Source organism: Pseudomonas sp. THAF187a, from assembly GCF_009363395.1.
Lineage (GTDB): Bacteria > Pseudomonadota > Gammaproteobacteria > Pseudomonadales > Pseudomonadaceae > Aquipseudomonas > Aquipseudomonas khazarica.
Window position 1 is genome coordinate 5,244,498 of sequence record NZ_CP045349.1, and the last position, 17,478, is coordinate 5,261,975.

The window sequence follows — 17,478 nt, forward strand, 5'->3', positions numbered from 1 at the left end:
CCAGACAGAGTGACTCCAGGCCGGTCTCCGGGCTTGCGAGGGGCATGAACGCATCGCCTTCCCATGCGCGTGGCGCACAGTGGCGTTTCGATGCGGTCGCTCGCTTACCGTTGCGGGGGCAGCGTCGGACTTCAACCGACTTCCCGTTTCACCTCACGCGCGGCGGCGTGAGACACCTGAAGCGGGGCGGATATGACCATCGCCGCCGCCTCGAGTCAAGGCACCTCGGGCATTGGGCCTGCGCGCAGCGCGCCGAGCCGCTAGACTGCCCCACCCTTTTCCCGGAGACGGCCATGACTCGAATCGCTTACGCCCGCGTCCTGTTCAGCGGGCCGGGCCTGTCCCGTGGTGCACTGGCCCAGAGCCTGCGCCAGCGCGCCGAAGCCCTGCTTGGCGAGGCCCATCTGCACGACAGCGAGCAGGACCCCGAAGCCTTCTGGCAGGCGGTGGCGGATGCACCAAGGCCGCTGCTGGTGGTCGACCTGGAACCCCGCGCCGATGCCATGCACCGTGACTGGCTGCGCCAGCGCATCGCCGAGCGCGGCAACGGCGAAGCCGTCTTCGTGGTGTGCAGCGCCCTCGAGGACGCCTGGCTGGACGGCCTGGCCGCACTGCTCGAACAGACCGGCCGCCACCTGCCCTGCCAGGACGTGCCGGCCCTGCCCGAGCAGCACCCCTGGTCGCAGATTCCGCCGCACAGCCAGCGCCTGCTGCTGTGCAACGGTCCGCGCTGCACGCGCAAGGGCGCCCTCGGTCTGTGGAAAACCCTGCGCCAGCGCCTCAAGGCTGCCGGCCGCCTGGAATGTCCCGGCGGAGTGCACATCACCCGCAGCCAGTGCCAGTTCCCCTGTGACCTGGGCCCGACGGCGAGCCTTTATCCACAGGGCGAGTGGTACGGCGTCAGCGACGAGGCAGCGGTCATCCGCCTGGTGGACGAGCGCCTGGTCGCGGGGCGGGCCGTGCCGGAACTGCGTATCGACCAGCCAGACGGCGGCGCGCAGACGCACTGAGCAGAAAGTTTTTTCCACCCCTGTAACGCCAGCAGCAGGTCCGACTCTAGTGAGTTGCCGGGCCTGAACGACGATGCTTCAGCCGGCCTCTCCAATTTCCAGAGGATAAGCGCATGACTATCAAGACCACCGCCGCTGGCGCCGCCATTGCCTTCGCCGCCGCCTCGCTGTTCGCCGGCATGACCGCCAGCGTCGCCTCGGCCGAGGAAGCGACCGTACACTGCTACGGCGTGACCTCCTGCAAAGGCCAGAACGACTGCAAGACCGCCGAGAACGCCTGCAAGGGCCAGGCAGTCTGCAAGGGCCACGGCTTCAAGGTGATGACCAAGGCCGAGTGCTCCGCTGCCGGCGGCACCGTAGGCGCCTAAGAGCCACGAGGGGCGGCCGGCCGGTCGCCCCGTTTTCACCTGCGGAGGCGGCGATGAAAGCAACGACGATGCTCGGCCACGGCCTGGGCCTGCGCAGCGAGTACTACCAGGAAATCCTCGAACGGCGGCCCGCGGTCGACTGGTTCGAGATCATCTCCGAGAATTACATGGTCGATGGCGGCAAGGCGCTGTACTACCTCGACGCCATCGCCGAACACTACCCGCTGGTCATGCACGGCGTATCGCTGTCGATCGGCGGCCCGCACGCGCTGGACCGCGACTACCTGCAGCGCCTGGCGCAACTGGCCAGGCGCGTGCGCCCGGGGTGGATCTCCGACCACCTGTGCTGGAGCCGGGGCAACGCCCACCAGCTGCATGACCTGCTGCCGCTGCCCTACACCGAGGAAAGCCTGCAGCACGTCGCCGCACGCGTGCGCCAGGTGCAGGACGTGCTGGAGCGGCCGCTGGTCCTGGAGAACGTCTCCAGCTACCTGCGCTGCGCCGATGACCAGATGAGCGAATGGCAGTTTCTCTCGGCCCTGTGCGAACTCAGCGGCTGCGAGCTGCTGCTGGATATCAACAACGTCTACGTCAGCGCGCGCAACCATGGCTTCGAGCCGTGGGACTTCATCAGCGCGCTGCCGGCCGAGCGCATCCGCCAGTTCCACCTGGCCGGCCACCACGACTACGGCGACTACCTGATCGATACCCACGACCACCCGGTGTGCGACCCGGTCTGGCAGCTGTACCGGCGCACCCTGGCGCACCTGGGCCCGGTTTCCACCCTGCTCGAGCGGGACGATCACCTGCCGCCTCTCGACGAGTTGCTGAGCGAACTGCAGCAGGCGCGGCGCATCGCCCGCGAGGTGCTCGGCGAGGAGGCGGCATGCGCCTGAACGAATGGCAGCGCGAGGTCGAGCGCTACCTGCTCGGCAACCAGTCGACGCCCGATGCCGCCCTCGCCGCCAGCCTGCTTGGCAGCGCTGCGCTGAGCGCAGAACAGGGCCTGGCGATCTATCACAACGCCTATCGCGCACGCCTGCTCGAAGCCCTGCAGGGCGACTACGCGGCGATCCACGCCTGGCTCGGCGACGACGACTTCGAGCGCCTCGGCCGCGACTACCTCGACGCCTATCCCTCGGCGCACTTCAGCCTGCGCTGGCTGGGCGCCAACCTGGCCGGCTTCATCGAGCAGCACCTGGTCGCCGAGCAGGCTTCACCGCTGGCCGAACTGGCGCGCCTGGAATGGGCCTTCACCCTGGCCTTCGACGCCCACGATTCCGAGCTGCTGCGTGCCGAACACCTGGCGCACCTGGCGGCACAGGACTGGCCGCTGCTGCGCGTGGCGCTGCAACCGAGCGTGCAATGGCTGACCCTGCAGCACAACAGCCTGGAGCTGTGGCGTGCCCTCAAACACGAGCAGGCATTCCCGGGCAGTCATGCCCTGGAGCACGCCGAGACCTGCCTGATCTGGCGTGAGCAACTGGTCACCCGCTATCGCAGTCTCGACCCCGCGCAAGCGCAGGCCTTGCAGGCCATGGCCTGTGAGGGGCTGAACTTCGCCGAGCTGTGCGACAGCCTGCAGGAACTGGGGGAGCAGGCCCCTGTGCAGGCCGCACGCTGGCTGCACCAGTGGCTGAGTGACGGCCTGTTGGTGAAGGCGACCTAGCGCGGCAACGCCTCGAGCAGCGTCTGCAGGTCGCAGAAACTGCGCGTTGCCGGCGCCGGCTCGGGCCGGCGCAACAGCAGCACCGGCAGACCCAGCTCGCGCGCCACCTGCAGTTTCGGCTCGGTCGCCTGGCTGCCGCTGTTCTTGCTCACCAGCACGTCGCAGCGGATACGGGCGAACAGGGCACGCTCCTCGTCCAGCGAGAAAGGCCCGCGGGCCCCGATGATCTCCGCGCGGGGCGGCGCCGGCTCGCTCTGCAGGCAACGCACCGTCCAGCGCTGGTGCGCAGGAATCTCATGCAGATGCGCCAGCGGCTCGCGCCCGGAGGTGAAGAATGGCCGCTGGAAGGGTGCCAGGGCATGGCTGAGCCCGTCCCAGCCCTCCACTTCGCGCCAGTCGTCGCCGGCCGCAGGTTGCCAACCGGGGCGCCGCAGCGCCCAGCAGGGCACACCGCTGAGCACAGCGGCACGCGCCGCGTTGGCGCTGATCTGCGCGGCGTAGGGATGGGTCAGGTCCAGCAGCAGTTCGATGCCTTCGGCGGCGATGAACGCGGCCAGCCCGTCGGCACCACCGAAGCCGCCCACCCGCACGCGACAGGGCAGGTCGTCCGGTACCCGGCCCAGGCCGGCCAGGCTGTACAGCGTTTCGGGGCCCAGCTGACGAGCCAGGCGCAGCGCCTCGCTGGTGCCGCCCAGCAGCAGGATGCGCGGCCTCACGGCTTGCGTACCGCCAGCAGGGTGATCGGCAACGCCGCCCGCCAGGTATCGAACCCGCCCAGCGGTTGCGCCTGCGCCACCGTCAGGCGCAGCAGCTCGCCGCCCTGCCGTTCGCGAAAGGCCACTAGCGCCGCCTCGCTCTGGATCGTCACCGCGTTGGCCAGCAGCCGCCCGCCCGGTTTGAGCGCGGCCCAGCACTGCTCCAGCAGCCCCGGCACGGTGACGCCGCCGCCGATGAAGATGGCATCCGGCGCCGGCAATCCGTCCAGGGCCTCGGGTGCATGCCCGGCCACCAGCTGCAGAGCGGGTACACCAAGGACGTCGCGGTTGTGCCGGATATGCGCCTGACGGCCCTCGTTGGCCTCGATGGCGATGGCGCGGCAGGCGGGATGGGCGCGCATCCACTCGATACCAATGGAGCCGCAGCCGGCGCCCACGTCCCACAGCAGCTCGCCGGGCAGCGGCGCCAGGCGCGCCAGGGTCACCGCGCGCACGTCGCGCTTGGTCAGCTGGCCGTCATGCCGATAGGCATCGTCCGGCAGGCCGCAGGTCGGCGGCAGCACCTGGGTCCCGGCGTCCGCCAGGCACTCCACGGCGAGCAGGTTGAGATCGGCCGCGCGCGGCAGGCTCCACTGCGCGGCCAGGCCATCGATACGGCGCTCCTCAGGCCCGCCGAGGTGCTCCAGCAGGGTCAGGCGACTGGCAGCGAAACCGCGCGCGCACAGCGCTGCGGCAACCTCGGCAGGCGTGTCGCCGTCGGCGCTCAACAGCAGCAGGCGCACGCCGGGAAACAGGCGGGCATTGAGCGTGGCCAGCGGCCGGCCGACCAGCGAGACCACGTCCACCTCCTGCAGCGGCCAGCCCAGGCGCGCCGCCGCCAGCGACACCGACGACGGTGCCGGCAACACCTGCAGCTCATCGGCCGCCAGTTGCCGCGTCAGGCTGGCCCCGACGCCGTAGAACATCGGATCGCCGCTGGCCAGCACGCATACCGCCTCGCCGCGCCGCGCCAGCAACGGCTGCAGGTCGAAGGGGCTCGGCCAGTGTTCCCGCTCGCCAGCGATGCACGGCGGCAGCAACGCCAGCTGACGCGGCGCACCGACGATGCGCGTGGCCGCCAGCAGGGCCCGCCGCGCAGCCTTGCCCAGGCCGGGGTAGCCGTCTTCGCTGATACCCACCAGGGTCAACCAGGGTTTCATCCACCTTCCTCGCAAGTAGCCGACAGGGCGCGTGTCGCGACGCCGCGCAAAGCGGGCATAATAGCGCCTTCGTCGGTGCCCCTTGTAAACGGGCCCAAGAGTCTGTTCACGATCTGCAGCACTTGCGTCAGCCACCGGTGGCTTTCCGAGCCTGGCGTTGCTGCGCTGGATCGTCGACAGCCTCGAAGAGGGAATCCGGAGCGATCAACCATCGCCACCGAGCTGCCCCCGCAACTGTAAACAGCGAGTCCGCTGCACATGCGCCACTGGGCAACCGGGAAGGCCGCAGCGGATGAAGACCTGTCAGCCAGGAGACCTGCCGACGAACGCTGGTCGCGAGTGCCAACATCGGGCGGGGTGTACCGATGCCATGAAACCCTCTCGACGGGTTTCGCTGGTCCGGTCGCCGCGTCGTTGTTGCTGGTGAACCCTGTGCGCGACTGTCCCCTCACCGCCGAACTGCCAACCCCTCGGGCTTCTGCCTGTCCGGGCCTGCTGCGCATCGTGCCCGCACTGGACGGCGGTATCTGCCGCGTCAAGCTGCCTGGTGGCGTGCTGCGCAGTGCCCAGGCGCGTGCGATCGGAGAGGCTGCCCGGCGCTACGCCAGCGGTACCCTGGAGCTGACCAACCGCAGCAACCTGCAGATTCGCGGCGTGCTGCCCGGCCAGGAGAGCGCGCTGATCGGCGCACTGCTCGCTGCCGGTGTCGGTCCGCGCGTGGCCGCCGCCGACGACGTACGCAACCTGCTGCTCAGCCCTGCCGCCGGCCTCGACCCGCAGGCACGGATGGACGTTCGCCCGCTCGCCGGGCAACTCCTCGACCTGCTGCAGGACACCCCGGCGCTGCATGCCCTGTCAGCCAAGTTCGCCCTGCAGCTGGATGGCGGCGAAGCCCTGGCGATGCGCGAACACCCGCATGACCTGTGGCTGGCCGCCGCAGATGAACGCCACCTGTTGCTGGGCCTGGCCGGCTGCCCCAGCGACGCGCCGCTGGCACGCATCGAAGCCGCGCAGGCGGTCGAACTGGTGCGCCAACTGCTGCTGCTGTTCCTCGAACTGGCCACGCCCGAACAATCACGCATGCGCCAGTTGCTGGCGCAGCTCCCGGCCAGCGAACTGCTGCAGCGCCTGCAGGCACGCCTGGATTTCCCCCTGCAGCCGCCAACAGCCAACTGGCAGACGCCCGCTGGCGTCGAGCGGGCGCCCGCAGGGATTTATCCACAGGCCCGGGCCGGCCTGTGCATGGTCGTCGCCGGGGCCCAGCTGGGCCGCCTGCACGCCGAACAGCTGCTGGCCCTCGCCGAGCTGAGCGAGCGGCATGCCGGCGGCGAACTGCGCCTGACCCCCTGGCAGGGCCTGCTGCTGGGCAACGTGCCACAGGCCGAGGCCGCAACCCTGAGCAACGCACTGGGCGAACTCGGCCTGCTGCACGAGGCCGGCGACCCACTGCTCGGGCTGGTCGCCTGCACCGGATCGGCCGCCTGCGCCCGTGGCCTGGCCGACAGCAAGCACCATGCGCTGCACCTGGCCGAGCTGCTGCGCGCCAACGGCGCCCGCCCGCAGGCTCACCTCAGCGCCTGCCCGCGCAGTTGCGCCAGCGCGCGGGTGCAGCCCTACACCCTGCTGGCCAGCACGCCCGATCACTACCAGCTCTATCAACGCACCCCCGAGGTGACCGGCTTCGGTCGCCTGCTGGTGCCGTCCATGACCATCGACGAGGCCGGCGCCTGGTTCGCCCGCCACCTTCCCGCAGGACTCCCTGATGCTTGATTACATCCGCGACGGCCAGGAAATCTACCGCCGCTCCTTCGCTACCATTCGCGCCGAGGCCAACCTGGCCGGCATTCCCGCCGACCTGGAGAAGCTCGCCGTGCGGGTGATCCACGCCTGCGGCATGGTCGACGTGGTCGAGGACCTGCGTTTCTCCCCCGGAGCTGGCGCCGCCGGCCGCGCTGCCCTGCTGGCCGGCGCGCCGATCCTCTGCGATGCGCGCATGGTCGCCGAGGGCATCACCCGCCCGCGCCTGCCGGCGAACAATCCGGTGCTCTGCACCCTGCACGACGCCGGCGTGCCCGAACTCGCCCGTGAGGTCGGCAACACCCGCTCGGCGGTGGCCCTGGAACACTGGCGCGCACACCTGGAAGGCAGCGTAGTAGTGATCGGCAACGCCCCCACCGCGCTGTTCTACCTGCTGGAAATGCTCGACGCCGGCGCAGCGAAACCGGCGCTGATCATCGGCATGCCGGTGGGCTTCATCGGCGCCGCCGAATCCAAGGACGCCCTGGCCGCAAACAGCCGTGGCGTGCCCTATGTGATCGTGCGCGGTCGGCGCGGCGGCAGCGCCATGGCGGTGGCCGCGGTCAACGCGCTGGCCTCGGAGGTGGAGTGATGGCCGGTCGTCTGCTTGGTCTCGGCGTCGGCCCCGGCGACCCCGAGCTGCTCACCCTCAAGGCGCTGCGCCTGCTCAAGTCGGCGCCAGTGGTGGCCTACTTCGTGGCCAAGGCGAAACACAACGCCGGCCAGGGTGGCAACGCCTTCGGCATCATCGAGGCGCACCTGGACGACGCCCAGCAGCGCCTGCCGCTGGTCTACCCGGTGACCACCGAGAAGCTCGCCGCACCGCTGTCCTACGAGGATGTGATCGCCGATTTCTACGACACCTGCGCCGAACAGATCGCCCAGCTGCTGGACGCCGGCCAAGACGTGGCGGTGATCTGCGAGGGCGACCCGTTCTTCTACGGCTCCTACATGTACCTGCACGACCGCCTCGCCGAGCGTTACGACGTCGAGGTGGTGCCTGGCGTGTGTTCCATGCTCGGCTGCGCCTCGGTGCTGGGCACGCCGCTGGTGTACCGCAACCAGAGCCTGAGCGTGCTTTCCGGCGTGCTGCCGGAGGAAGAGCTCGAACAGCGCCTGCGCGATGCCGAGGCCGCCGTGGTGATGAAGCTCGGGCGCAACTTCGACAAGGTCCGCCGCGTGCTGCGCAAGCTCGGCCTGGACGACCGCGCCCATTACGTCGAGCGCGCGACCATGGCCAGCCAGAAGATCGTCGCGCTGGACGAGGTGGATCCGATGGATTCGCCGTACTTCTCGATGATTCTGGTGCCCGGCCAGAAATGGCGGGGATGATCTATTCCCTGTGGGAGCGGAATACGGCCCAGCCGCTCCTGGATTCGTAGGGTGGATGACGCTTCACCCATCCACCGCCACGATGGTGGATGAAAAAAGCGCCATCCACCCTACACGCTCCCCCCTGCTCGCACGTAGCCCGGATGCAATCCGGGAAACACACACCCCGGATTTCATCCGGGCTACAGGATCTACCGCATGAACATCGTCATCCTCGGCAGCAGCGCGCTGGCCACTGCACAACGCCTCAAAGCGCTTTATCCACAGGCGCTGATCCATGGCCTGCGCGGCCGGGTCGAGGCTGCCGAGCGTCACTACGACGACTTCGGCGACAGCCTGCGTGCGCTCTATCGGGCCGGGCAACCGCTGCTGGTGCTGTGCGCCGCCGGCATCGTCATCCGCAGCCTCGCCCCGCTGCTGGCGGAGAAGGGCAGCGAGCCGCCGGTGCTGGCCCTCGCCGAAGACGGCAGCGCCGTGGTGCCACTGCTCGGTGGCCTGGCCGGGGTCAATCGCCTGGCCCGCGAGATCGCCGCGCACCTGGAGGTCACGCCGGCGATCACCACCAGCGGCGAGCTGCGCTTCGGCACCTGCCTGCTGGAGCCGCCGGCCGGCTACGCACTGGCCGACCTGCAACAGGGCAAGCGCTTCGTCAGCGACCTGCTCGGCGGCGAAACGGTGCGCATCGAAGGCCAGGCGCCCTGGCTGGAGGCCGCCCAGCTGCCTGTGGATAACACTGCGAAGCGGGTTATCCACATCACCCCGCAGGCCCGCCCGGCGCAGCCCGACGAGCTGCTGATCCATCCGCGCAGCGTCGCCGTGCTGGTCGAGCGAACCGACGACCAGCTGGCGGCACGCATTCACCGGGCGCTGAGCGCCGCCAACCTGGCGCCACAGGCCCTGGCCGCTCTGCTCGCGGACAAGGCCCGGATGGCCGATGCCGCGCTGCACGCAGCCGCGCGCGAGCTGAACCTGCCGCTGCGCTTCATCCACGGCACAAGCGCAGAGCTGCCCGCCCGGCAGCTCGCCGGCGACGGCCTGCGCCTGCTGCTGGCCGAGCAGCCGCTGGATGTCGAACGCCTTGGCCAGCGTCGTGGCCGCCTCAGCGTGGTCGGCCTCGGCCCTGGCGCCGCCGAGCACATGACCCCCGCCGTGCGCCGCGTCCTGGACGAGGCCGAAGACCTGCTCGGCTACGACACCTACGTGAAGATGGCCGGCCCGCTGCGCGCCGACCAGTGCCTACACCCCAGCGACAACCGCGAGGAACTGCAGCGCGCCGCCCATGCCTTCGAGCTGGCCGCCACGGGCCGCCGGGTGGTGATGATCTCTTCGGGCGACCCCGGCGTGTTCGCCATGGCCGCCGCCGTGATGGAAGCGCTGGAAAGTCCGCAGAGCGAGGCCTGGCGCGGGGTCGAACTGGAGGTGCTGCCGGGCGTCTCGGCTGCCCTGGCCACCGCCGCCAAGGCCGGTGCGCCACTGGGCCATGACTTCTGCCTTATCTCACTATCGGACAACCTCAAACCCTGGGCGGTGATCGAGCAGCGCCTGCAGCACGCCGCCGCCGCGGATCTGGCCATGGCCTTCTACAACCCGATTTCCAGGGCGCGCCCCTGGCAGCTCGGCCGCGCGCTGGAACTGCTGCGCCAGCACCGTGCGGCGGAAACCCTGGTGGTGCTCGGCCGCGACATTGGCCGCCCGGCCGAAGCGCTGCGCAACCTCAGCTTGGGCGAGCTGACGCCGGAGATGGTCGACATGCGTACCCTGGTGATCATCGGCTCCAGCCAGACCCGCCGCTTCCCCCGCGCCGAGGGCGGCGACTGGGTCTACACACCGCGCTGGTATCCCGCGCAGGCCGACTAGACCATCGTCCTCAAGCAGTATTGCCAAGCGTTTGTAGGAGCGGATTTATCCGCGAATTTCGCGGCTGAAGCCGCTCCTACGGATCAAGGCGCCTGGTTTTATTCACAGCCCCTGCCATCTGCACAAACGTTCTAGGCATGCCTGGCAAACGGGTTAAGCTCGGGCGTTCCACTTTCCACTGTGAGCCGGGCGATGAACGCGCAATCATGGGTCGACCTCAAGCAGGATGCCGATACCGGCATCGAGGTGATCCGCGCGCATTTCGAGGGGCATGCCTACGATCCGCACTGGCACGACAGCTACCTGATCGGCTTCACCGAGCAGGGCGTGCAGCAGTTCAATTGCCGCCGCGCCCTGTTCAGCAGCGTGCCGGGGCAGACCTTCTTCCTCGAGCCCGGCGACATTCATGACGGCAACGCCCCGGCGCCAGGGGGCTTCACCTACTCCACGCTGTACCTGGAACCGGCCTGGCTCCAAGGCGCCTTGCCGGCGCTGTTCGAACAGGCTCCCGTCGACTGCCTGCCCAGCGTGCCACGCACCCAGCCGGACGACCCCGGCCTGCTGCCGCACATCGCCAACGCCCTGCAGGCGCTGCGCGAGGGCGAGCCGCGCATGGTCCGCGATGCGGCCCTGGATGGCCTGCTCGAACGCCTATCGCGCAACCTGCAATGGCGCCAGCGCATGCAGGGCAACCCGCAGATTCCCGGCGTGGCCCTGCGCGCACGCGACTACCTGCACGCGCACTTCCACGAGAACATCGGCCTCGGTGAACTGGCCCGGGTCTGTGGCGTGGACCGCTTCCACCTCACGCGAGCCTTCAAGGCCGCCTTCGGCATCGCCCCGCACGGCTACCTGATCCAGTTGCGCCTGGTGCGCGCGCGCCGCCTGCTGGCCCTCGGCAGTGCGCCCGCCGACGTCGCCAGCGACCTGGGCTTCGCCGACCAGAGCCACCTCGGCCGCTGGTTCCGCCGCGCCAATGGTGTCACCCCCGGCGCCTACCGCAGCCTCTGCACAAAGCTTCAAGACCGCTGAGCGGGGCCACTGGACAATCGCCACCATGACCCGACATGGAGCGATCATCGATGCCCCTCACCGCACCAGGGCCCCGGCCATGAACCAGTGGCTGCCCTTCATCCTCTTCGCCTCGGCGGCCTCGATCACCCCGGGGCCGACCAACCTGCTGATCCTCGGCAGCGCCTCGCGTTTCGGCCTGCCCATTGCCCTGACCATCGCCCTCGGCGCCAGCCTGGGTGCCAGTCTCATGCTGCTGGTGGTCGGCCTCGGCCTGGGCGAGCTGCTGGCGCGCACACCGCTGCTGCAAACGGCGATGACCTGGGCCGGCGCCGCCTGGATCAGCTGGATGGCCTGCAAGCTGATGCGCCGCGACGCGGCCGGTATCGAGGCACGGCCCATCGAGCGACGCCAGGGGTTCGTCCAGGGCGCCGTCCTGCAACTGATCAACCCCAAGACCTGGCTGATGACCCTCTCGGTCACGGCAATATTTCTCGATGGCCAGGCTTCACCAAGCCGCGTGGCCATCCATGCCGCGCTGTTCCTGCTGGTCTCCACGCCCTGCCTGCTCAGCTGGGGCCTGCTCGGCGCCGGCAGCGCCCGCCTGCTGCGGCAACCGTCGCGGCTGCTGCTGTTCAACCGGGCCATGGCGCTGTTGCTGCTGGCATCGGTGTGGCTGCCGTTGCTGATGGATCGATGAAGCACAGCGGCGCATGCGCTGACAGTGGATCGGTGAAACGTGATCCAGCCTACGACGACATGGCGCCCTGGCGACGAAAAGCGCCGGGAGCGACACCGAACCGCTGGCGAAACAGCTTGCCCAGATGGCTGGCGTCGCTGGCACCGATCTCGTCGGCGATCTGCGCCAGGCTGTGACTGGAGTTGAGCAGGCGCCAGCGCACGTGTTGCAGGCGCAGCTCGTTCCAGTACTCGCGGGCACTCATGCCCTGGCGGGCGCGGAACAGGCGGTCGAGCTGCCGGCGACTGATACCGACGCTGGCCGCCAGTTGCTCGATACCATCGGCGCTGGCCAGGCCGTGGCGCATCAGGGCGATGGCACGGTCGACATGACGCTCGCCGCTGGACGTGCCATGCAGCGAGCGCAGCGCATGCTGGCCACTGCGTGTCTCGTCCACCAGCATGTCGGCCAGGCCCTTGAGCGCCCGCGCCCGTCCGCTGCCACGGGCCAGCAACTCCACCGCCAGGTCGATGGCCGCCGTACCCCCGGCACAGGAAATCCGCTCGGAATCGATGCTGTACAGGCGCTCGTGCGCCAGCCGCAGGTGGGCGAAGCTGGCGCGAAACTCCGCCTGGTGACGCCAGTGCACCGCGACCTGATGGCCATCGAGCAGGCCACAGGCGGCCAGCAGGAAACTGGCGTTGTCGATCGCCACCAGCTTCACCCCGGCGCGTACGGCGCGCCGCAACAGGCCTCGGTAGGCCGGCGCCAGCGCCGCCGTGGCCTGCGCGTTACGCCCGCCGAACAGCACCAGATAGTCGTGCTCGGCCAGCGTCAGCTCCTGCGGCGTGGCCTCGATTCGCAACGCCGCACCGCTGCTCGACGACACATGCCCCGGCTGCAGGCCGAGAATGGTCCAGGTGCAGTAGCGCTGACGGCTGTAGTCCTCGTCGTCGGCGCTGAAGCGCAACTTGTCGAGGAAGCCGCCGAACGGCAGCAGAGCGAACTCCGGCAGAGGCAGCAGAAGGAAGCGCAGGTCAGGGCGTTGCGACATGAGTCGTCCAGAATCGACTGGTAGATGACCAGAATCTACCTCATTACCGGCTGCAGCGCTGAGTAGACTGGCCACCTTCCCAGGAGACCCACATGGCCCTCGAACTCTGGCTCGTCTACTTCGTCGCAACCCTCGGCCTGGCGCTGACGCCCGGCCCCAACAGCCTGCTGGCACTGACCCATGGCGGGCTGTACGGCGCACGCATGGCGTTGGCGACCATCCTCGGCGGCGTGGTCGGCTTCGGCACGCTGATCGCCCTGGCCATGTTCGGCCTTGGCGCCCTGCTCAAGACCGCACCCACCGCGCTGCTGGCACTCAAGTGGATCGGCGGCGCCTACCTGGTGTGGCTCGGCATCCAGCTCTGGCGCGCGCCGCCGATGAACCTGACGCTGGCCGACAGCGGCGTGCGCCCCAGCGCCGGGCGACTGTTTCGCCAGGGCCTGCTGTCGGCCTTGTCGAACCCCAAGGTGATTCTGTTCTACGGCGCCTTCCTGCCGCAGTTCCTCGACCCCCAGCGCGGCCTGGCCGTGCAGTTCGTGGTGATGGCGGCGACCTTCGCCGTGGTCGAGTTCCTCGTCGAACTGCTGCTGGCCCTCACCGCCGTGCGTGTGCGCCCCTGGCTGCAACGCGGCGGCCACACCTTCAACCGCAGCTGCGGCACGCTGTTCGTGCTGATCGGCATGGCGCTGCCATTGGCACGCTGAGGCGAGCGCCTGGCTGCAGCGCTTCAGGCACCTCGTCCATTCAGGCCTTGAGTGCCTCGCCAATCGCGTAGTAATGCCCGCCCGCCACGTGATGCAGGCTGCGCAGGTTCGGGTCGGCCGTTTCGAAGTGCCAGCGGCCATCGCGGAACACCCGCTCGTCGGCCCAGGCGGCGATCACCTCGCCAATGAACAAGTCGTAGGCCTGCTGGTTATGCGGCTCATGGATCATCCGGCAGACCAGCCAGGCCGAGCAGCCGGCAACCAAGGGCACATCGTGGCCGGCCATCTCGAACAGCTCGACCCCGGCGTGCGCCAGCTTCGCCGGGTCATCGCCAAGGCTGGCATTGCCCACCGCCTGGGTCAGCTGCAGCTGCGCCACAGTCGGCACCTGAACGGCGAACAGGCCACTGCCCTCGACCAGCGCACGGGTGTGGGTGGCCTTGTCCAGCACCAGGCTCAGCTTCGGTGGGTCGAAATCCAGCGCACAGCACCAGGCCGCCGCCATGACGTTATCCACAGCCTGGTGACGTGCGGATACCAGCACGGTGGGGCCGTGGTTGAGCAGGCGGTAAGCCTTGGCCAGATCGACCGGACGAATGGACGCGCTCATGCAGACTCCTGAAAGCGAAAAAAGGCGCCTGCATGCTGGTCCGTACGGGCCCGCATCGCAAGCGCCCGGATGCAGCGGATCGGGATCAGAACTCCTGCACGGTCGGACGCAGGACGATCTCGTTGATATCCACATCCGCCGGCTGCTCGATGGCATAGGCGATGGCACGGGCCACCGAGTCCGCCGGGATGGCCTGCTTGTAGAAGTCGACGACGAAGTCGCGGCTCTGCTGGTGCGAGCTGCCGAACTTCAGCTCGGAGTCCACCGCACCCGGCTCGATGGTGGTGGTGCGGATGCTGCCGCCGACCTCGTGACGCAGGCCCTCGGAGATGGCGCGCACAGCGAACTTGGTGCCGCTGTACACGGTACCGCCCGGGCTGAACACCTTGATCCCGGCCACCGAGGCGATGTTGATGAAATGCCCGGCGTTCTGCTGCTGGAACACCGGCAGCGCAGCAGCGATGCCATACAGCACGCCCTTGATGTTGATGTCGATCATGCGATCCCACTCGTCGGTGCGCAGATCGCTCATCGGCGCAATGGCCATCAACCCGGCGTTGTTGACCAGCACGTCGACCCGGCCGTAGGTATCCACGGCACCCTGGATCAGGGCCTTGACCTCATCGGCACGCGTGACGTCGGTCTGGTAGGCGACCGCCTCGCCACCGGCAGCGACCAGTTCGCCGACCAGTTGTTCGAGGCGCTCCTTGCGCCGTGCAGCCAGCACCACCTTGGCGCCCAGTTTGCTCAGATGACGTGCACTGGCTTCGCCCAGACCGCTGCTAGCGCCGGTAATGACCACGACCTTGCCGGAAATGTTGTTGCTCATCGGTAAGCCTCTCTTTCGGATTCGTTGAAGTGTCCGCGCCGTATGCCGGACATGGGCTCACACTAGAGGCGATTTTCGTTTCAATGAATGGAAGTGTTTGGATTAGGCTATTCCACATTCTGGAACACAAAGGCGTAGCGACATGCTCAACCGCATGGAGATGATCCGCATCTTCTGCAGCGCGGCCGACTGCAGCAATTTCCGCGAGGCAGCGACGCGACTCGGCGTCTCCCCGCAGGCCGTGACGCGCGCGATCAAGGCGCTGGAGGAAGAGCTGGGCGAGATCCTCTTCCACCGCAATACCCGCCAGGTTCACATCACCGCCTTCGGCGAAGCCTATGCCGTGCGGGCACGGCAGACGCTGGAGGGCTTCGACTCGCTGTTTCGTGGCCATCGCGCCGATACCGAGTCGGGCTTCAGCGGGCGTGTCGGCATCACCGCGCCACAGGCGATCGGCAAGCGCTTTCTGGTCGGCTTCCTGCAGCCTCTGCTCAAGCGCCACCCGCACCTGCAGCTGACCCTGCGCCTGGAGGACGAAATCACCGACGCGGTCGATGCGCAGATCGATATCGGCATCCGCATCGGCTCGTTGCGCGACAGCCGCTACGTCGCCCGCACCCTGGCGCCCGTGCCGCTGCAGGTGGTGGCCACACCCGAACTGATCGCCACTACCGGCAGCCCGCGCACGCTCGCCGAGCTGCAGCAACGCCCGCTCTCGGTGCTGATCGATCGCAAGAGCGGCCGGCCCTGGCCCTGGACCTTCGCGGACGGCCCAAGCCTGCTTCCCGCAAACCCGGCACTGACCTGCGACGACCCCGAAGCCGAGCTGGAGGTCGTGCTCGCCGGCCTGGCCTACGGGCAGTTGCCCGCCTACCTCGCCCAGCCGCACCTGGAAAGCGGTCGCCTGCAGGCCGTGATGGCGCAGCAGGCCCCCGCCCCCTGGCAGCTGTTCATCTACCGCCCGCAACAAGGCCCCGTATCGCCCAGGGTGCGCCTGGTATTCGATCACCTGCGCGCCTGCTTTTCCGACCCGGCGCAGTTCCCCCAGGGCTGAAGTCGCTCAGAGCAACGCCACCGTCGTGTCGGACCGCCACGCACGGCAGCTACACCGAGTAGCGGGACGCGCCCCCCTTAGAGCAAAAGTGGACCAAGCAGAATTGGGTGAAATGGATCTATGTGACTGGCCCACCGGTGCGTAGATTTCTCTTCACCGGGCCGTTGTGGTTCTGCCAGTCGCAGAGACGCATCGGTTTCTTCTCGACTCGGATTAAGGGTGAAAACCATGAGCCAGCGTCTCGACTACTTCAAACTCTCCCCGAAGGCCTCCAGCAAGTACGCGGAATTTTCCACCCTGCTGAGCAAGACGCCGTTTCTCACCGAACTCGCCCACCTGGTCACCCTGCGCGCCTCGCAGATCAACGGCTGCGCCTTCTGCGTGGACATGCACGTCAAGGAGGCGAAGATTCACGGCGAACGCGAACTGCGCCTGCACCATGTCGCCGTCTGGCGCGAATCGCCGCTGTTCTCCGACCGCGAGCGGGCCGCCCTGGAGTGGACCGAAGCCCTGACCGTCCTGTCGCCGCACGGCGTCAGCGATGCCATCTACAACAGCGTGCGTGAGCAGTTCTCCGAGCAGGAGCTGGCCGATCTGTCCCTGCTGGTGGTGGCCATCAACGGCTGGAACCGCCTCAGCGTGGCCTTCCGCAACGTCCCCGGCTCCGCCGACAAGCTGTACGGACTGGACAAGGCCGGTCTGGCCTGATCGCTGGCGGCATGACCCTGCCGCAATCGTCCAGAGGGTCGCTGAACTAACGCTGAGTCTCAGTCTGCAAAGGTGCATAACGACCCGGGGTGACACCGAACACCCGGCGAAACAGGGCAATGAAGGCACTGACATTGTCATAACCCAGGTCCAGCGCAATGGCGGTGACCGGCCGCCCCGCTGCCAGCCACTCCAGCGCATGCAACAACCGCAGGCGCTGGCGCCACTGCTCAAAGCTGAGGCCTGTCTCGACAACGAAGCGTCGGCTCAATGAGCGCGGCGCAATACCTGCCCACGCTGCCCATTCCGGTAGGCGTCGAGTGTCCCCAGGTTGCGCCGATAGCGCCAGAGCAATGCGTAGCAGTCGTGCATCCTGCGGCATCGCCAAGCCGAGAGGGACCTGGGGGGCCACGCCAAGCTCATCGAGAATGACCGCACACAAGCGCTGCTGCGCCGCCTCCGGTGCCGTGGCCGGCCAGGCACTTAGGCGTGCCACCGCCGCCTGCAGCAGCGCCGACACGCCAAGGATGCAGGGCTTGTCGGGCAGATCGGCACATGCCTGCGGTGCAACGTACAGACTCCAGCCGCTGAACGGGCCGTGTGAACGCAACGCATGTGGCAGGTGCGCCGGAATCCATGCTGCATGGGTAGCCGGGATCACCCAGCGACAATTACCGGCATCGACGCTGAGCAGCCCTCGCGTAGCGCCAAGCAACTGGCCCCGTGCATGCTGATGAGGCGAGGTGTCGCGGGGCAAGGTGCTATGCGCTGCCACAGCCAACAGCAGCGGGCCACAGTGGGAATCAGCCAGTTCGAACGGCAGCAGGGGCGTAGACATGATTGGCGCCAGATCGTCATCGAATGGCATTTATAGCGCACAT

At 68.4% G+C, this 17,478-nt stretch carries 19 protein-coding genes and 2 riboswitches; of the genes, 13 read left to right on the forward strand and 6 right to left on the reverse strand.

The features are described from left to right. A riboswitch (cobalamin riboswitch) is annotated at window positions 1–195 on the reverse strand. A 98-nt stretch (window positions 196–293) separates the two neighbouring features. The 4 genes from FIV02_RS24485 to FIV02_RS24500 all read left to right on the forward strand — a co-directional run bounded on the left by FIV02_RS24485 (window position 294) and on the right by FIV02_RS24500 (window position 3,047). After that, complete coding sequence (locus tag FIV02_RS24485; RefSeq protein ID WP_152490040.1) at window positions 294–1,010, forward strand: ferredoxin; 717 nt, start codon at window positions 294–296, stop codon at window positions 1,008–1,010. A 113-nt stretch (window positions 1,011–1,123) separates the two neighbouring features. Further along, window positions 1,124–1,378 (forward strand): membrane protein, encoded by a 255-nt coding sequence (locus FIV02_RS24490; RefSeq protein ID WP_037054684.1) that lies wholly within the window; start codon window positions 1,124–1,126, stop codon window positions 1,376–1,378. Between the two features lie 53 nt (window positions 1,379–1,431). After that, complete coding sequence (locus FIV02_RS24495; protein WP_152490041.1) at window positions 1,432–2,274, forward strand: DUF692 domain-containing protein; 843 nt, start codon at window positions 1,432–1,434, stop codon at window positions 2,272–2,274. Further along, complete coding sequence (locus FIV02_RS24500) at window positions 2,265–3,047, forward strand: DNA-binding domain-containing protein (protein ID WP_152490042.1); 783 nt, start codon at window positions 2,265–2,267, stop codon at window positions 3,045–3,047. Before FIV02_RS24495 ends, FIV02_RS24500 begins: the two co-directional genes overlap by 10 nt. On the opposite strand, the gene FIV02_RS24505 is transcribed toward FIV02_RS24500, so the two are convergent. Next, a complete protein-coding gene (locus FIV02_RS24505) occupies window positions 3,044–3,763 on the reverse strand; it encodes a cobalt-precorrin-6A reductase (RefSeq protein WP_152490043.1) in 720 nt (239 codons plus the stop codon). The two genes, FIV02_RS24500 and FIV02_RS24505, sit on opposite strands and share 4 nt — an antisense overlap. Continuing rightward, on the reverse strand, window positions 3,760–4,962 hold the full coding sequence (gene cbiE, locus FIV02_RS24510) for a precorrin-6y C5,15-methyltransferase (decarboxylating) subunit CbiE (RefSeq protein WP_152490044.1): 1,203 nt from the start codon (window positions 4,960–4,962) through the stop codon (window positions 3,760–3,762). The genes FIV02_RS24505 and cbiE overlap by 4 nt, the downstream gene beginning before the upstream one ends. A gap of 138 nt (window positions 4,963–5,100) precedes the next feature. Next, a riboswitch (cobalamin riboswitch) is annotated at window positions 5,101–5,301 on the forward strand. A gap of 93 nt (window positions 5,302–5,394) precedes the next feature. On the opposite strand from cbiE, the gene cobG reads away from it, so the two are divergent. The 6 genes from cobG (at window position 5,395) to FIV02_RS24540 (ending at window position 11,659) form a co-directional block, all read left to right on the forward strand. Further along, window positions 5,395–6,732, forward strand: coding sequence for a precorrin-3B synthase (gene cobG / locus FIV02_RS24515; protein ID WP_256663037.1), 1,338 nt, complete (start codon window positions 5,395–5,397; stop codon window positions 6,730–6,732). Beyond that, the gene (locus FIV02_RS24520; RefSeq protein WP_152490046.1) at window positions 6,725–7,351 is read left to right on the forward strand and encodes a precorrin-8X methylmutase; all 627 of its coding nucleotides are present in this window, start codon (window positions 6,725–6,727) and stop codon (window positions 7,349–7,351) included. The genes cobG and FIV02_RS24520 overlap by 8 nt, the downstream gene beginning before the upstream one ends. Next, window positions 7,351–8,091: a precorrin-2 C(20)-methyltransferase gene (locus tag FIV02_RS24525; RefSeq protein ID WP_152490047.1), complete on the forward strand. Its 741-nt coding sequence runs from the start codon at window positions 7,351–7,353 to the stop codon at window positions 8,089–8,091. Before FIV02_RS24520 ends, FIV02_RS24525 begins: the two co-directional genes overlap by 1 nt. 198 nt (window positions 8,092–8,289) lie before the next feature. Beyond that, window positions 8,290–9,948, forward strand: coding sequence for a precorrin-3B C(17)-methyltransferase (cobJ, locus tag FIV02_RS24530; protein ID WP_152490048.1), 1,659 nt, complete (start codon window positions 8,290–8,292; stop codon window positions 9,946–9,948). 192 nt (window positions 9,949–10,140) lie between these two features. Continuing rightward, window positions 10,141–10,980 carry an AraC family transcriptional regulator gene (locus FIV02_RS24535; RefSeq protein ID WP_037054699.1) on the forward strand — a complete coding sequence of 280 codons (840 nt, stop codon included), beginning with the start codon at window positions 10,141–10,143 and terminating at the stop codon, window positions 10,978–10,980. A gap of 79 nt (window positions 10,981–11,059) precedes the next feature. Further along, window positions 11,060–11,659 carry a LysE family translocator gene (locus FIV02_RS24540; protein WP_047588817.1) on the forward strand — a complete coding sequence of 200 codons (600 nt, stop codon included), beginning with the start codon at window positions 11,060–11,062 and terminating at the stop codon, window positions 11,657–11,659. Window positions 11,660–11,708: 49 nt separating this feature from the next. Here the strand turns inward: FIV02_RS24540 and FIV02_RS24545 are convergent, their stop codons facing one another. After that, complete coding sequence (locus tag FIV02_RS24545; RefSeq protein WP_152490049.1) at window positions 11,709–12,692, reverse strand: GlxA family transcriptional regulator; 984 nt, start codon at window positions 12,690–12,692, stop codon at window positions 11,709–11,711. Window positions 12,693–12,784: 92 nt separating this feature from the next. Between FIV02_RS24545 and FIV02_RS24550 the strand changes: the two genes are divergently transcribed. Next, complete coding sequence (locus FIV02_RS24550) at window positions 12,785–13,396, forward strand: LysE family translocator (protein ID WP_037054705.1); 612 nt, start codon at window positions 12,785–12,787, stop codon at window positions 13,394–13,396. A gap of 40 nt (window positions 13,397–13,436) precedes the next feature. Here FIV02_RS24550 and FIV02_RS24555 read toward each other — a convergent pair whose 3' ends face one another. Both FIV02_RS24555 and FIV02_RS24560 read right to left on the reverse strand, forming a co-directional pair. Further along, complete coding sequence (locus FIV02_RS24555; protein WP_152490050.1) at window positions 13,437–14,006, reverse strand: flavin reductase family protein; 570 nt, start codon at window positions 14,004–14,006, stop codon at window positions 13,437–13,439. A gap of 85 nt (window positions 14,007–14,091) precedes the next feature. Further along, window positions 14,092–14,835 carry an SDR family oxidoreductase gene (locus FIV02_RS24560; protein WP_037054708.1) on the reverse strand — a complete coding sequence of 248 codons (744 nt, stop codon included), beginning with the start codon at window positions 14,833–14,835 and terminating at the stop codon, window positions 14,092–14,094. A 142-nt stretch (window positions 14,836–14,977) separates the two neighbouring features. Between FIV02_RS24560 and FIV02_RS24565 the strand changes: the two genes are divergently transcribed. Both FIV02_RS24565 and FIV02_RS24570 read left to right on the forward strand, forming a co-directional pair. Next, the gene (locus tag FIV02_RS24565; protein WP_037054709.1) at window positions 14,978–15,889 is read left to right on the forward strand and encodes a LysR family transcriptional regulator; all 912 of its coding nucleotides are present in this window, start codon (window positions 14,978–14,980) and stop codon (window positions 15,887–15,889) included. A gap of 228 nt (window positions 15,890–16,117) precedes the next feature. Continuing rightward, window positions 16,118–16,597, forward strand: a complete 480-nt coding sequence (locus tag FIV02_RS24570) for a carboxymuconolactone decarboxylase family protein (protein ID WP_047590574.1) — start codon at window positions 16,118–16,120, stop codon at window positions 16,595–16,597. A gap of 46 nt (window positions 16,598–16,643) precedes the next feature. Here the strand turns inward: FIV02_RS24570 and FIV02_RS24575 are convergent, their stop codons facing one another. Beyond that, entirely contained in the window at window positions 16,644–17,435 is a 792-nt protein-coding gene (locus FIV02_RS24575) for a helix-turn-helix domain-containing protein (protein WP_152490051.1), read from the reverse strand. Between the last annotated feature and the right edge of the window lie 43 nt (window positions 17,436–17,478).